The organism is Pseudomonas sp. GW821-FHT07G10 (assembly GCF_059418545.1).
The window spans coordinates 1-14,155 of sequence record NZ_JBWKQB010000032.1 but is presented as its reverse complement, the minus strand read 5'-3'; the positions used below and the strand labels follow the sequence as shown (position 1 = coordinate 14,155).

At 61.0% G+C, this 14,155-nt stretch carries 16 protein-coding genes; 11 read left to right on the top strand and 5 right to left on the bottom strand.

Features of this window, described 5'->3' with window-relative positions; genetic code table 11:
* Positions 1–316: 316 nt before the first annotated feature.
* The 3 genes from AC07O1_RS25840 to AC07O1_RS25830 form a co-directional block, all read right to left on the bottom strand.
* Positions 317–1,495: a trans-sulfuration enzyme family protein gene (locus tag AC07O1_RS25840; RefSeq protein WP_495090636.1), complete on the bottom strand. Its 1,179-nt coding sequence runs from the start codon at positions 1,493–1,495 to the stop codon at positions 317–319.
* The gene (locus AC07O1_RS25835; protein ID WP_494993093.1) at positions 1,492–2,868 is read right to left on the bottom strand and encodes a pyridoxal-phosphate dependent enzyme; all 1,377 of its coding nucleotides are present in this window, start codon (positions 2,866–2,868) and stop codon (positions 1,492–1,494) included. Before AC07O1_RS25835 ends, AC07O1_RS25840 begins: the two co-directional genes overlap by 4 nt.
* Positions 2,869–3,529: 661 nt before the next feature.
* Entirely contained in the window at positions 3,530–3,742 is a 213-nt protein-coding gene (locus tag AC07O1_RS25830) for a hypothetical protein (protein ID WP_495090635.1), read from the bottom strand.
* Between the two features lie 221 nt (positions 3,743–3,963).
* Between AC07O1_RS25830 and AC07O1_RS25825 the strand changes: the two genes are divergently transcribed.
* The 5 genes from AC07O1_RS25825 (at position 3,964) to AC07O1_RS25805 (ending at position 7,961) form a co-directional block, all read left to right on the top strand.
* On the top strand, positions 3,964–4,899 hold the full coding sequence (locus AC07O1_RS25825; RefSeq protein ID WP_495024062.1) for a Ppx/GppA phosphatase family protein: 936 nt from the start codon (positions 3,964–3,966) through the stop codon (positions 4,897–4,899).
* Between the two features lie 114 nt (positions 4,900–5,013).
* Complete coding sequence (locus tag AC07O1_RS25820) at positions 5,014–5,307, top strand: hypothetical protein (protein ID WP_495090634.1); 294 nt, start codon at positions 5,014–5,016, stop codon at positions 5,305–5,307.
* Entirely contained in the window at positions 5,304–5,681 is a 378-nt protein-coding gene (locus tag AC07O1_RS25815; RefSeq protein WP_495090633.1) for a DUF1330 domain-containing protein, read from the top strand. Before AC07O1_RS25820 ends, AC07O1_RS25815 begins: the two co-directional genes overlap by 4 nt.
* A gap of 80 nt (positions 5,682–5,761) precedes the next feature.
* Positions 5,762–6,826, top strand: coding sequence for an alpha/beta hydrolase family protein (locus tag AC07O1_RS25810; RefSeq protein WP_495090632.1), 1,065 nt, complete (start codon positions 5,762–5,764; stop codon positions 6,824–6,826).
* A gap of 220 nt (positions 6,827–7,046) precedes the next feature.
* Positions 7,047–7,961 carry an AraC family transcriptional regulator gene (locus tag AC07O1_RS25805; RefSeq protein WP_495090631.1) on the top strand — a complete coding sequence of 305 codons (915 nt, stop codon included), beginning with the start codon at positions 7,047–7,049 and terminating at the stop codon, positions 7,959–7,961.
* A gap of 97 nt (positions 7,962–8,058) precedes the next feature.
* Here AC07O1_RS25805 and AC07O1_RS25800 read toward each other — a convergent pair whose 3' ends face one another.
* Positions 8,059–8,895 carry an SDR family NAD(P)-dependent oxidoreductase gene (locus tag AC07O1_RS25800; RefSeq protein WP_495090630.1) on the bottom strand — a complete coding sequence of 279 codons (837 nt, stop codon included), beginning with the start codon at positions 8,893–8,895 and terminating at the stop codon, positions 8,059–8,061.
* A 514-nt stretch (positions 8,896–9,409) separates the two neighbouring features.
* Between AC07O1_RS25800 and AC07O1_RS25795 the strand changes: the two genes are divergently transcribed.
* The gene (locus AC07O1_RS25795; RefSeq protein ID WP_495090629.1) at positions 9,410–9,790 is read left to right on the top strand and encodes a RidA family protein; all 381 of its coding nucleotides are present in this window, start codon (positions 9,410–9,412) and stop codon (positions 9,788–9,790) included.
* Positions 9,791–9,926: 136 nt separating this feature from the next.
* A complete protein-coding gene (locus AC07O1_RS25790; protein ID WP_495090628.1) occupies positions 9,927–11,927 on the top strand; it encodes a peptidase U32 family protein in 2,001 nt (666 codons plus the stop codon).
* Positions 11,928–12,114: 187 nt separating this feature from the next.
* On the opposite strand, the gene AC07O1_RS25785 is transcribed toward AC07O1_RS25790, so the two are convergent.
* Positions 12,115–12,735, bottom strand: a complete 621-nt coding sequence (locus AC07O1_RS25785; protein ID WP_495090627.1) for an isochorismatase family protein — start codon at positions 12,733–12,735, stop codon at positions 12,115–12,117.
* 148 nt (positions 12,736–12,883) lie between these two features.
* Here AC07O1_RS25785 and AC07O1_RS25780 point away from each other — a divergent pair, with 148 nt between their 5' ends.
* Genes AC07O1_RS25780 through AC07O1_RS25765 form a run of 4 tightly spaced genes read left to right on the top strand, consistent with a single transcriptional unit; the run spans position 12,884 to position 13,962 of the window.
* Complete coding sequence (locus AC07O1_RS25780; protein WP_495090626.1) at positions 12,884–13,057, top strand: LysR family transcriptional regulator; 174 nt, start codon at positions 12,884–12,886, stop codon at positions 13,055–13,057.
* Positions 13,054–13,326: a hypothetical protein gene (locus AC07O1_RS25775; protein WP_495090674.1), complete on the top strand. Its 273-nt coding sequence runs from the start codon at positions 13,054–13,056 to the stop codon at positions 13,324–13,326. The genes AC07O1_RS25780 and AC07O1_RS25775 overlap by 4 nt, the downstream gene beginning before the upstream one ends.
* 49 nt (positions 13,327–13,375) lie before the next feature.
* On the top strand, positions 13,376–13,615 hold the full coding sequence (locus AC07O1_RS25770; RefSeq protein ID WP_494992920.1) for a hypothetical protein: 240 nt from the start codon (positions 13,376–13,378) through the stop codon (positions 13,613–13,615).
* Positions 13,616–13,620: 5 nt separating this feature from the next.
* The gene (locus AC07O1_RS25765; protein WP_495090625.1) at positions 13,621–13,962 is read left to right on the top strand and encodes a hypothetical protein; all 342 of its coding nucleotides are present in this window, start codon (positions 13,621–13,623) and stop codon (positions 13,960–13,962) included.
* Positions 13,963–14,155: the final 193 nt, after the last annotated feature.

Genomic DNA, 14,155 nt, shown 5'->3' with positions numbered 1-14,155 from the left:
GCGTCCGTCGGACAATGATCCTCCCGGCGGGCCTCACCAGTTGAGCCTGATGGGAGAGTCGCTATGTGACTCGATTTTCGCTGTACCGCAAACCTCTCATTCAGGAGGCCTAATGGCTAAGCTTGCAATTTTCTTGGGCGGATTTTTAGCGTTAACGATCGTGATCGGTATTCTTGCGACAATCTCTCCGACATAAGGAGAGGCTAGTCATGCCGCTGTTGCCCACCGGCAAGCGCCTTGCGAGATAAGCTGCAAGTTCGCTTGCCAGTTCATTGGCGCTTTTATCGCGAATAAATTCGCTGCTGCAACTATCTATTCAAATCCGCGCCAGCGCCTGGGCCAGGTCGGCGCGCAGGTCTCCGACATCCTCGACACCCACTGACAAACGCACCAGCGCATCGCCGATGCCGAGCTGCGCACGGGTCTCTGCGGGGATGCTGGCGTGGGTCATGATCGCCGGGTGCTCGATCAGACTTTCCACCCCGCCCAGGCTCTCGGCCAAGGCGAAGATCCGCATGCTTTCGAGGAAACGCTTGGTGCCGGCCAGGTCGCTGTTCAGGTCGAGGGAAATCATCCCGCCGAAACCGCGCATCTGCCGCTGCGCCAGTTCGTGCTGCGGGTGCGACGGCAGGCCCGGATAATAGACGCGCGCCACCTGCGGCTGACGCGCAAGCCATTGCGCCAGCTCCAGCGCGTTGCTGCAGTGGCGTTCCATGCGTAGCGCCAGAGTCTTCACGCCGCGCAGGGTGAGAAAAGCGTCGAACGGCCCGGCGATAGCACCCACCGCGTTCTGCAGGAAGCCCAGGCGCTCGGCCAGTTCGGCGTTCTGCCCGACCACCGCGATGCCGCCGATCACGTCGGAGTGGCCGTTCAGATACTTGGTCGTCGAGTGCAGCACGATATCGAAACCCAGCTCCAGCGGGCGCTGTATCCACGGGCTGGCAAAGGTGTTGTCGGCCACACAGATGATGCCTCGCTCGCGACAGATGCGCGCGATGGCGGCGAGGTCAGTGAGGCGCAGCAACGGATTGCTCGGCGTCTCGACCATGACCATCCGTGTGTCGTCCTGTAGCGCCGCTTCGAAGGCCGCCAGGTCAGTCAGATCGACGAAGCTGAAGCGATGCCCGGCGCTGCGCCGGCGCACCTTGTCGAACAGTCGGAAAGTACCGCCGTACAGGTCGTTGCCGGAGACGATGTGCGCGCCAGTGTCGAGCAGTTCGAGCACGGTGGAGATCGCGGCCAGCCCGGAGGCGAAGGCGAATGCACGGGTACCGCCTTCGAGGTCTGCCACGCAACGCTCCAGCGCCCAGCGCGTGGGGTTGTGCGAGCGCCCGTAGTCGAGGCCCTTGTGTACACCGGGGCTCTGCTGCGCATAGGTGGAGTTGGCGTAAATCGGTGGCATTAGCGCCCCGGTGGAAGGGTCCGGCGCCTGTCCGGCATGGATCACCCGGGTGGCGAAGGCGCGTGGCGCGGCGGTTTCATCGTGCTGACTCATGGCAGGGATCTCCGCAAGTGATTGAGCAGGTCGACGCGGGTAATCAGGCCGTGGAAGCCCGAGGCGTCTTTGATGATCGCCACCAGCCCACGGTCGAGCTCCGCCTGCAGTTCAGCCAGACTGGCGCCAGGAGGCAGCGTTTCCAGCTTGTCGGTCATCGCGCTGGTGACGGTCATACGGAAGTGCGAAGCGTCTTCGTACACGCCAAGCAGAATATCGGACTCGTCGATCACGCCGACCAGCCGCTGTCCGTCCACCAGCACCGGCAGTTGCGACACATCAGCCAGGCGCATGCGCTGGAAGGCGGTAAGCAGCGTGTCGTCCGGGCCCACGCTGATCACCCGGCCATCCTCGAAGCGCCGCGCGATCAAGTCGCGCAGATCACCGTAGTGCTTACGCTGCATCAGGCCCTGATCGGTCATCCACTGGTCGTTGTAGACCTTCGACAGGTAGCGGGTGCCGGTGTCGCAGACGAAGCTGACCACCCGCTTCGGCTCGGTTTGCTCGCGGCAGTAGCGCAGTGCCGCCGCCAGCAACGTGCCGGTCGAAGAGCCGCCGAGAATGCCTTCGGCGCGCAGCAGTTGGCGGGCATGATCGAAGCTTTCCTCGTCGCTGATCGAATAGGCCTGGCGCACGCTGGAAAGGTCGGCAATCGACGGAATGAAGTCTTCGCCGATGCCTTCCACCGCCCAGGAGCCGGGCGTACCGAGGGTGCCGCTGCGGCTGTATTCGGCGACCACCGAGCCGACGGGGTCGGCCAGCACCATGGCCAGGTCCGGCTGCACGCGGCGAAAGAAGCGGGTCAGCCCGGTCAGCGTGCCGGCCGAACCGACGCCGACGACGATGGCATCCAGATCATGCTGAGTCTGCGCCCAGATCTCTGGAGCGGTGCTGCACTCGTGGGCCAGCGGGTTGGCCGGGTTGTTGAACTGATCGGCGAAGAAGGCGTCGGGAATCTCCTGCGTCAGCCGCGCGGCAACGTCCTGGTAGTAGTCGGGATGGCCCTTGCCGACGTCGGAGCGGGTGATGTGCACCTCGGCGCCCATCGCCTTGAGGTGCAGGACCTTCTCGGTGGACATCTTGTCCGGCACCACCAACACCACCCGGTAACCCTTGGCGCGGCCGACCAGGGCCAGGCCGAGGCCGGTGTTGCCGGCGGTGGCTTCGACTATGGTGCCGCCGGGTCGCAGGCGGCCATCGCGCTCGGCGGCGTCGATCATCGCCAGGCCGATGCGATCCTTGATCGAACCACCGGGGTTCTGCGATTCGAGCTTGAGGAACAGCGTACACGGACCGGTATCGAAGCGGCTGACACGCACCAGCGGCGTATTGCCGATCAGTTCGAGCACGGCGGGGCGGGAGTCGTTCGGCATGTCGTCACCTCGCTGCAGCAATCGGCACTGGATGGACAGCAACCTGCGGCGAGTTATCGTGCGTCAGTCGCTGGCAATGTCTCGCTTGGAACATAGGCCGGGATTGCGCCGCCCGCAACCTTGCGCAGCCAGTCGGTAGCGTCGCCGCCTGAACGACAACCAACCGGATGAACACCATTGCAGTGCGCTTAACCTCTGCGCACATTTACGCCTACGCCAGCCAGAGCCGCGTCATCGCCTTCATTGCACAGGCGGCGTAGTCGGTCTGTCTGGAGTGCAAGAAGATGGTGTTGGCTTTGGTGACGTGCGAGCGCCGGTTCTCGATGACGAATTTATTGCTGCATCGAAGACGGCTCCTTAAGACAGCTCTGCTACAGGTCTGTTTATGCTGATAGGCAAGGGATGCGATGCGTTTATGCGGTCTTCCAGTCTTTTCACGAATGCTTCGGCTTCTGCATAGCTGCGAAATTTGACGCACCACGCGTTCATCCAGACAACCCAGCCTTCGGGCGTGTTCGTTTCCTCGATTCTGATCAGCATCACTGGAGCCCTTTCTTCGTGAGGTGGTGCAGGTCAATTACGAGCCCAGGCAAAAAAGCTCGTACCATTTCGAGATCTCGATAGCGACGCGCAAGCGGCGCAGGTAACTGGTTGACGGGTTTCATCTGAGGTTTTTTCTCAGCGACTCAATTCCCTTTCTGACGGACTCGGCGTTCAAGTCGAGTGTGGCGACAGCTCCAAGAGCGGTGCTGGAAACGCCAGTGGATCCCCTCTGATCGATCCACATCGCTATCGACTCAATGGCGTCGGCAAGCGCGAGCTGGTTTTCGTGAAGGGTTTCGAGTATGTCCGGCAGTTGGGGCGTTGCTGGCATGGCGACATTTCCTCAGAGTGAACTGAAAAGCCTAGCAGCGTCATGGCTAGTGTGCCGGAGCATCACGGTTATCCAGGTAGATTGGCCGGGTGTCTGTTCATTTGAAAAGGTTAGAGGGTGTCATCTTGGCGTCATCGAACTAATGGCAAGATCCTCGCAAACCGTCTTGAGCGCACAGCAGGCATCCGCCTGCTGGTTGATGAATTTGCAAGGAATCCCCCATGAAAGGCGACGCCTCCCTGTTTGCGGCCATTGACCTGGGTTCCAATGCGTTTCGCATGATGATTGGTCAGTCGGTCAAACGGAACCAGCAGTTCGTGATCCAGGAGGTGAAAACCCTGCGTGAGCCCGTCCGTCTGGCAGAGGGATTTCAAGGCGGGGATCTGGATGAGTTGGCACTGGATCGGGGATGGCAAGCGCTCGCGCGATTTGGCAAAAAATTACGCGGCTTTGAGGCGGGTCGTGTGCGGGCAGTGGCGACCAGTGCCGTGCGCGAAGCTGATAATGCTCAACTGTTTCTGGGCAGCGCGGAGCGGCACCTGGGTTTTCGTATTGACGTCATCTCCGGGCATGAAGAGGCGCAACTGGTGTATGCCGGTGTTGCCCACAGGATACCTGGTGCAGAGAGCATGCGACTGGTCGTGGATATCGGCGGCGGCTCCACAGAATTGATTCTCGGGAGGGGCGCTCAGCCCCTTGTCACCGAAAGTATTGCCATTGGCAGCGGCACCATTGGTGCGCGTTACTTTCAAGGGGGGCGTATCACGGCCCAGGCGCTCCTGGAGGCTGAGCGTGTGGCCACTCTACAGTTTGAAAAAGTAGTGCGCCGTTATCGCGCGCGGGGTTGGCAGCAGACTATCGGCTCTTCAGGTACCGCACGGATGCTGGCCAAAGTGCTCAAGGCCAACGGATTGAACGACTATGACCAAGGTGGTATCACCTACGGCGGTCTGTTGCGCCTGTCGTTACGTCTGCTCGAAGTGGGGCATGTCAAACAACTCAAATTGGCGGGCTTGCAAAGCCATCGCCTCAGCATCCTGCCTGGCGGTCTGGTGGTCATGCTGGCGGCGTTCAAGGTATTTGGCATCCCGCATATGACGCCATCCGAGCCAGGCTTAAGGTTCGGGGTTCTTCATGGTCTGATGTGTAAACACTAATCACGGACAGCTACCTACTGGCCCGCCAGCGATATCTGAGTCTAAGTCTCAAGTGCCCGGGCGCTCTACGAGCGCTCGGAGTAGCAAAGAAATCCTCTCTCGACATCCAATCGCATGTCCTTGATGCCCTTCGCGCAGATATCCACGCGTATCGGGGGGGGCTTCAACCGTCATCCTGGCCACCTTACTGCTCAGAATGTTTGCCTGATCTCAGGTAAGGACAGAGTCCCGCTCACGACCCGGCGGGCGAATTCACTGAATCAGGCAATAGAAGAAACAGATCCGGCAACTCGCTCCGGGCACTGCACCACATACTTCGAGCACCACGATTCATCGCCGATGACTCATCCGGATCGGCTGGTGTTTCGTGCTGTCTGCCATTCAAATCCATGGAAATTCATACGATGAAGAAGCTCGTCATAGGTGGTGTTGCTGCGATCATCCTGGCGCTTGCCACCATCAGCCAGGCACAGGATGCGCAACCGCACGGCTACATGATCGCCAACTACGAAATCAAGGATCAGGCAACGTTCCAGAAGTACATGGAAGCGGCCGGGCCGCTCGCGCCGAAATACGGCGGCAAGGTGATCGTTTTCAACCTCAACGCACCGGTAGTCGAAGGCAAGCCAAAGTCGGTGATGGCTATCGCTGAGTTCCCAAGTCTTGCCGACGCTCAGCGCTTCTACAACTCTGCTGAATACACCGCGGCGAAGAAACTTCGCATCGCGGCCACCCAAGGCTCGGTCGTGATCACTGAAGGATTGGTGCCTGCGCAGCAGTAGTGGGGGGCGATGCACAAGGGGCGTTCTGTTCCCCCAACACTCAGCTGAATCGACTTCTCAACGGTAATCAGGAGCTTGATATGGGCAACCCCCGTGACATCACCGTTCAGCCGCAGAGTGTCCCTGCTCACGGCCGTCGACAAATTCTGAAAGCAGGCGCGGCCCTCGCCGCGCTGCCGATTGTGGCCGCCACACTCGGAGCCGTTCAGGCTGCGGACAAGCAAACCAGCACAGGTATCAAAATGCCCGAAGTTAAATCCGACGAGTTCATCAATGGTCTGGCCGACTTGATGGCGCATTCGACGCGTACGCCCATCTTGAGATGGCCGAATGAGTACGACATGGAGTACGAGGAGATCTTCTTTCCGGCAATGGATGGCGTGACGATCGAGGGCTGGTTCATTCCAGGCAAATCAGACCGGCTCATCATCTGCAACCATCCGATGCCCTGCAACCGCTACGGCTACCCGGGGCACCTGGAACCCTGGACCAATTTTGGTGGCTTCGAGGTGAACTTCCTGCCGGAGTACAAAATTCTGCACGAGGCGGGCTACACCATTATTGCCTACGACATGCGCAACCATGGCCGCAGTGGAACGGGCAGCGGTGGGGTCAATGGCCACGGTGTGCTGGAGTACCGTGACGTGATTGGCTCCTTGCGCTATGCGAAATCCCGGTCCGACACCAAGGACATGAAGACCGCGCTGTACAGCCGCTGCCTGGGTGCCAATGCCACCATCGTGGGGATGAAAAAGCACCCGCAAGAGTTCCAGCACATCAACGCGATGATTGCGCTGCAACCGGTGACGCCGCGAGTCTTCGTCGAAACCGCCATGCAAACGCAAAAAATCGCCAATGGTGTTGAAAGATTCGACGTGGCCTTCCACACGCGCACGGGCTATCGCCTGGCCGACGTCTGGCCGATGGAATATGCCAGGGCCGTGACCGTTCCGACCCTGGTCGCCCAGGTCCGTAACGATTTTCTGACCAAGCCGTCGAACGTGCAGGAGATCTTCGATACCCTCTCTTCGCGCGACAAGAAACTGTTCTGGATTGAGGGGACGGACCAGCGTTTTCAGGGTTACAACTACTTCGGGACTCATCCTGAACTGATGCTGGAGTGGTTTGATTCCCACTTTGCATGACCCACAAACGGGCTTGCTGAATCGAGCCGGCACAGTGGGCCGCAAGCCTGTTGACTGAGCCGCGGATGACTGCGACGGTTAACGCCAGGGTTGGATCAAGGAGAGTATCCAGCCATCCACCATTTTACTGCCTGAAATGAAGGCGTCAGGTCAGGCAGCGAATTTGCGACTGCACAGAGCGCTATGCTTTGAGCATTGAGTCAAACGCTTGGAGTTGACAGTGCGTCCCGAAGATAAAGTAAATACGCCCAGCGCCGTAGATACCAGCGCGCTTGCTCGCGCAATTGCCCGAATTGCCCCGACTGATGGCGATTACAACACCGCGCTTCCTGCACTCACTGTTCATCGGCGCAAGGCCGCGACGGCGCCGATGCACTGCCTCTACGGGCTTGGGCTAGGGGTGACGGTCCAGGGCGCAAAGCAGGTGATGGTGGCGGACGAAGTGCTGTCCTATGCTGCGGGCCAATCGATGCTCAGCACCGTTGACCTGCCCGTGGTTTCTCATGTGACGCGGGCCAGCGTTTCGCAGCCTTTTCTCGGCTTGATGCTGTTATTGAACAGTACAACGATCATGCGCATTGCCGCCGAGATGCAATTACCGCAGCCGCCCAAGGACTGTGTTTATCGACCGATCACGGTGCAGACGCTGGATGCGGCCACCCTCGATGCCCTGGTCAGGCTGGTTGACCTGCTGGACGAAGCGGTGTTGCTGCCGCAACTGGCGCCGCTGATTCAGGACGAAATCATCGTGCGGCTGCTGACCGGTCCCCACGGTCCGCAGTTGCGCCACATCGTCACCGCCGGTTCGCCCAGCCAGCAGATCGCCAAGGCGGTGGCCTGGCTCAAGCTGAATTTCTGTCTGCCGCTGCGCATGGATGAACTGGCTTCCCGGGCGCACATGAGCCCCTCAACGTTCCGTCAGCACTTTCGCGCCGTCACCGGCATCAGCCCGCTGCAATACCAGAAACAGTTACGGTTGCAGCAGGCCAGGCAATTGATGCTTAGCGAAAACGTCGATGCCGGCAGCGCGGGCGACCGGGTGGGCTACGTCAGCCCATCCCAGTTCAGCCGCGAATACAGCCGGTTGTTTGGCGAGCCGCCGCAGCGGGACATCAAGCGCATGCGTGTGCATTGATGGCAGGCCATTGCTGATCCTAGCGGTGTTGGCGACGACGATCGGGATCAGCATTGGCCTCCTCATCATTCCGCGCGTCGTGGTTTCATCGGTTCTGTCAGTCGTAGGCGAGGGAGCAAGACAGCGCTCGGTAGGCGTCGGCCTGGGCGCGCAGATCGTTGGCCTTGGCCTCGAAGGTCTGTACGGCATCGGCACCGGCGGCGAAACGGGCAGGGGGCTTCTCGAGCCCGGCCAACTGCACGAGAGCGGTGGCGAGCCTGGCGGGATCACCGCCCTGCTTACCGTCCATGCTGTTCCAGGCCGCGATGGTCTCCCTGGTGCGTTGCACGTAGTCGTCAATGTTGGGCGTGGCGTAGGTGGTCGAGCTGGTGGTGAGCAGCTCGGTGCGAAAGAAACCGGGCTCGACCAGCATCGTCTGAATACCGAAGGGGGCGATCTCCGGGGTGAGCGATTCCATCCAGCCTTCGATCCCGAATTTTGCGGCGGCGTACGCTGAGCAAAACAGTCCACCGGTGATGCCGGCCGTGGAGGAGAGGGTGAGCAGCAGGCCGCAGCGCTGTTTGCGCATCACCGGCAACACGGCGCGCGTGATGTTCATCGGGCCAAACAGCAGCGTCTCGATCTGATCGCGGACCTGCTCGGGGCTGAGCTCTTCGAAGAAGCCCGCGTAAAAATTGCCTGCGTTGTTGACGAGCACATCGATGCGACCGAACTTTTCGACAGCCGCCTTGGCCGCGGCCTGGGCGTCCTCAAGGCGGGTGATGTCGAGCTTGATGGTCAACAGGTCAGCGTGGGCGCCAAGTGCTGCCGCGACCTTCTCGGGATTGCGACCGGTGGCGACGACTGCGTGGCCGGCGGCCAGCGCCGCCTTGGCGATGTCTACGCCCAGCCCGCGACCTGCGCCGGTGATCATCCAGACTTTTTTCTCAGTCATGTGCTGTTCCTCATTTCTCGTTGTGTGCATGCTGCTCGGGAGGCGGGTTTCAACGGTGGCTGGTCATGCTTCACGAATGAAGGTGAGCAAGTGGCAAGCGTAAAGCGTTTGTTCCCGCTGCCATTGTCTGCGGCCCGCTGTGAAACAGCTTGCATGGATCGGTGCATTTCTTGCCTGAAATGACGGAATTGCATCAGAAACGCTCGATGGATTTTTCTCGATATCGGGGGGATTCGGCGCTCGGAGTAGACGATTCAATCGGATCGCAAGCGCGTAGCTGGATCACCCCGTCGGCCTGATGGGCATACACCAGCACGGCAAACGCCCATCTGCTTGCCTTCCGGGTTTTCGAGCTAATTCACGAACGGCCCGACGATGGCACTGTAAACTGGCCGCGCAAAAGGCGTTGCTTCATTGAATGCCCCAGCGGACTTGGCGGACCGAGCCCGCTGACGATGTCGGGCCCACCGCCCATACACGACCGCCCCTTTACCACCTCAAGCAAGAGATCCCCATGGCAAACCACGACCTCACCTTTATCCCCGACCCCGACCCGGAATCCATCTCATCCGACGTCGCCGGTTTTGGCGGCCTGCTGGTCTCCACTCAGATCCCCACCCGCGCCGATGGCAGCCTGGAGGTGGGCGACATCGCCCTGCAGAGCGAGTGCACCCTGCAGGCGCTCAAAGTAGCGCTGGAGCGCGCCGGCAGTTCCATGGACCGGGTCCTGCATTTGACCATCTACCTCACCGACATGGCCGACCGCGCCGCCTTCAACGAGGTCTACCAGCGCTTCTTCGCCAGGCCATGGCCGGTTCGCGCCGCCGTTGGCGTGGCCGCGCTGGCGGTCGAAGGCATGCGCGTGGAAGTCACCGCGATGGCGGCCCGGAGCTGAACCCGCGGGCTTATCCTGTGAGCTTATCCGGCGGCCCCGCTCAGCGAGCGGCCGCCACCGGGCAGCACACGGGTGCCGGTCAAGCGTTTCGCCGCTACAATGCGTGCCTTGACCGTGACAAGCCAGACTAAAAAAAATGTCCCTACCCAAGCATCACCTGGAACTGCTCAGCCCCGCCCGCGACGTGGCCATCGCTCGCGAGGCCATCCTGCATGGCGCCGACGCCGTGTACATCGGAGGCCCGAGCTTCGGCGCCCGCCACAACGCCTGCAACGAGGTGAGCGATATCGCCCAATTGGTGGAGTTCGCCCGTCGTTACCACGCCCGGGTGTTCACCACCATCAATACGATCCTGCACGACAACGAGCTGGAGCCTGCCCGAAAGCTGATCCACCAACTGTACGATGCCGGCGTCGACGCGCTGATCGTCCAGGATCTGGGTGTGATGGAGCTGGATATCCCGCCGATCGAGCTGCACGCCAGCACCCAGACCGACATCCGCACCCTGGCACGGGCGAAGTTTCTCGATCAAGCCGGTTTCTCCCAACTGGTATTGGCCCGCGAGCTGAACCTCCAGGAGATCCGCGCCATTGCCGATGAGACCGATGCGGCGATCGAGTTCTTCATCCACGGCGCGCTGTGCGTGGCGTTCTCCGGCCAGTGCAACATTTCCCACGCGCAGAACGGTCGCAGTGCCAACCGTGGCGACTGCTCCCAGGCCTGCCGTCTGCCTTACACCCTCAAAGACGACCAGGGCCGCGTAGTTGCCTTCGAGAAACACCTGCTGTCGATGAAGGACAACAACCAGAGCGCCAACATCCGCGCCCTGGTAGAGGCCGGAGTACGCTCGTTCAAGATCGAGGGGCGCTACAAGGACATGGGCTATGTGAAGAACATCACCGCCTATTACCGCCAGCGCCTGGACGATGTCCTCGAAGACCGTCCGGACCTGGCCCGTGCTTCCAGCGGCCGCACCGCGCACTTCTTCATGCCCGACCCGGAAAAGACCTTCCACCGTGGCAGCACCGATTATTTCGTCAGCGAGCGCAAGATCGACATAGGCGCCTTCGACACGCCAACCTTCACCGGCTTGCCGGTGGGTGTGGTGGAGAAGGTCGGCAAGCGCGATTTGCAGGTGGTGACCCATGAACCGTTGTCCAACGGTGATGGCCTCAACGTGCAGGTCAAGCGCGAAGTGGTGGGCTTTCGCGCCAACATCGCCGAACCCAAGGGCGAGTTCGAGGAGGACGGCGAAAAACGCTACCGTTACCGCGTCGAGCCCAACGAGATGCCGGAAGGGATGTACAAGCTACGGCCGAACCACCCGCTGAGCCGCAACCTGGATCACAACTGGCAGCAGGCCCTGCTCAAGACCTCCGCCGAGCGCCGGGTGGGCCTTGCCTGGGTCGCTCGCCTGCGCGAGGAACGCCTGGAACTGACCGCCACCAGCGAGGAGGGCATCAGCGCCAGCATCGCCCTGGACGGTCCGTTCGGTCTGGCCAACAAGCCGGAACAGGCCCTGGAGCAACTGCACGACCTGCTCGGCCAGCTGGGTACCACCGAGTACCACGCCACGGACGTCAAACTGGATGCACCGCAGGCGTACTTCATCCCCAACTCGCAGCTCAAGGCCCTGCGCCGCGAAGTCATCGAAGCGCTGACCGCGGCCCGCATCAATGCCCACCCACGGGGCGGACGCAAGGCCGAGACCACGCCGCCACCGGTGTACCCGGAGTCGCACCTGTCGTTCCTGGCCAACGTCTATAACCAGAAGGCCCGCGACTTCTATCACCGTCACGGGGTCAAGCTGATCGACGCGGCCTTCGAGGCCCACGAGGAGACCGGCGAGGTGCCGGTGATGATCACCAAGCACTGCCTGCGCTTCTCCTTCAACCTGTGCCCCAAGCAAGCCAAGGGCGTCACCGGCGTGCGCACCAAGGTCGCGCCGATGCAGCTGATACACGGCGACGAGGTGCTGACGCTGAAGTTCGACTGCAAGCCCTGCGAGATGCACGTGGTCGGCAAGATCAAGGGTCACATCCTTGACCTGCCGCAACCGGGCAGCGCGGTGCAGTCGGTCGTCGGGCACATCAGCCCCGAGGACCTGCTCAAGACTATCCCTCGCGCCCCGCACTGAGTGACGGGCGAGCGCGAAGTTACGGCACCGCGCCCGCGCGCTTGGCCAAACTTCGCGCGATCAAGGGGCAGGAAGCCATCCGGGACAAGCGCTGCATCGTCCGCGCGGAACCTGGTCTACGTATAGCTCTTCTTGCTCATCTCCTTACTCCTTGTAGAGGGAGGGTTGGTGGTGAATCGGTAGGCGCTCAGCTGTGCGAGAAGTACTTCTTCAGGCCATACACGAGGCCAGCGAAGGGCATGCCAAGCGCAGCGTAGACGGCCTCGGCTTCGGGTGCGGCGTTGTCGGCCAGAATCTCAACGGCGACGCTCGAATAACCGACGGGGATCACGCCGGCCTGTTGCATGCGCGCCACGCCCATGGCGACTTGCGTCTGGGTGAAGCCGCCGGAAGCATCGATCACTGCATAGCTGTTGTAGCCGTCGGCAATTGCCGAGATCGCCGGGAAGGCGAGGCAAACGTCGGTCGAGATACCCGTCACGATCAGGTTCTTGCGGCCGGTCGCCTTGACCGCATCGACGACGCGACGCTCGTCCCAGGCATTGACGGTGGTGCGCTCGATGCGCTTCACACCCGGCAGCGCTTCGACGAGCTCAGGGATCAGCGGCCCCCACATCCCCTCGGTCGTCGTGGTGACGATGATCGGCAACTTCAGCGCCAGCGCTGCCTTGGCCAGGCCGACGACGTTGTGCTTGAGGGCCAGTGTGTCGATGTCGCGCACGCCGGTGTAAAGGCCGACCTGATGGTCAACCAGCAGCAGGATGGCATTTTCGCGGGTCAGGCGTTCGTGGAGCTGGGGCGAGTTCATGGCAAGGCTCTCCGGGGCGGGTTGAGATGCAATAACCTTGGCGCTGGGACAATCCGAGAACAATTAGCCAAAATGAGAACCATCGTCTATACGACGGGACGATAAGTCGACGCAAGACGTCGGCTGCCGTGTGCACCGAGGGCTGCCGATGCTCGATCTCAGTGACGTCTACTACTACGCCAGGGTGGTCGAACACCTTGGCATCACGGCTGCGGCTCGGGCGCTCGACGTACCCAAGTCTAGCATCAGCCGGCGCATCCTCGCGCTGGAGGCATCGCTGGGTGCACGGCTGATTCAGCGCACGTCACGGCGTTTTGTGTGACGGAGATCGGCGCGGAGTTCCATCGCCACGCGCTGGCCCCGCCGTTGAAGGTGGCTCGTCCGGTGTTATTGCTCATTGGACACCTTCAGATCGCAAGAAAGGGCGGTGGCCCGCGCAAGCTCCGGGTCGGGCGCGTTTTCGCACAACAGTACGGTTTCGTACTGGATCAAATACTCGGCCACCCGGTCACGGAAATCGGGCAAAACGGCGTCGCGGATCAGGTCAAAAGTTCTCAAGGAGAGATCCTCATCAATCTTTTCTGGTTGTGATGGAGTGTGCATCCGTCTGCACGGCGCGCAACTATTGCTAGAAGTGATAGTGACCATTACGAAACGCAAGTTCTGCTTTGTCGGCAATAGTCGGAAAATCGCCTCCATCGAACACGCGGCTCAAGAACTTTGCTCGATGAAGACATTGACCCGACTGGCTCTGGTCAGCCCTGCTGACGGGCGGAGTGGTTACTGCACCTGGTTGAACACACAAAACACCAATGGCAATGGCGGCGCTCGTGACGCAGTTCCGCTGTTTGATGAACCGAACCTTTTATTTTCAGGATGAGACCGATGCGTCCTTTTTTCGTGCCTGCCACGGCGTTTGCCTCTTTGCTGCTCGCCGGTTGTGCCTCCGCGCCGAACGATCCGACCCTGACCTTGCAGACCAACAAGACCCCTGCCCAATACGCCGACTGCGTCGTACCGAAATTGCAGGGCAGTGCGTTGAACCCGACTGTCTCGCAGACCCAGCGCAGCTACCGGATCGTGGTGCCGAGCAAAGTCTCGGCGGACAACGTGCTGGAAGCCTACAAGGCCGGGAACGGCGGCAAGGTGTTCATCTACGAGCGGCATTTGCTGGCCTCGAACTTCCTGCCTTCGAGTTTTGAACGCGCCGCACAGGATTGCATCTGACCCCGGCCCGTAAACGCTTTTCATAGAGCTCCTTTGGTTGGCCGCAACCAACCAATTTTTTGCCCCGCACCGCATTCGGTTGCGGGGCTTTTTTTTTCTGCGAATGAACAAAGGCTTTGATCGTTCCCACGCTCCCGCGTGGGAATGCATCCGGTGACGCTCTGCGTCACCTCTACAGCGGACGCAGAGCGTC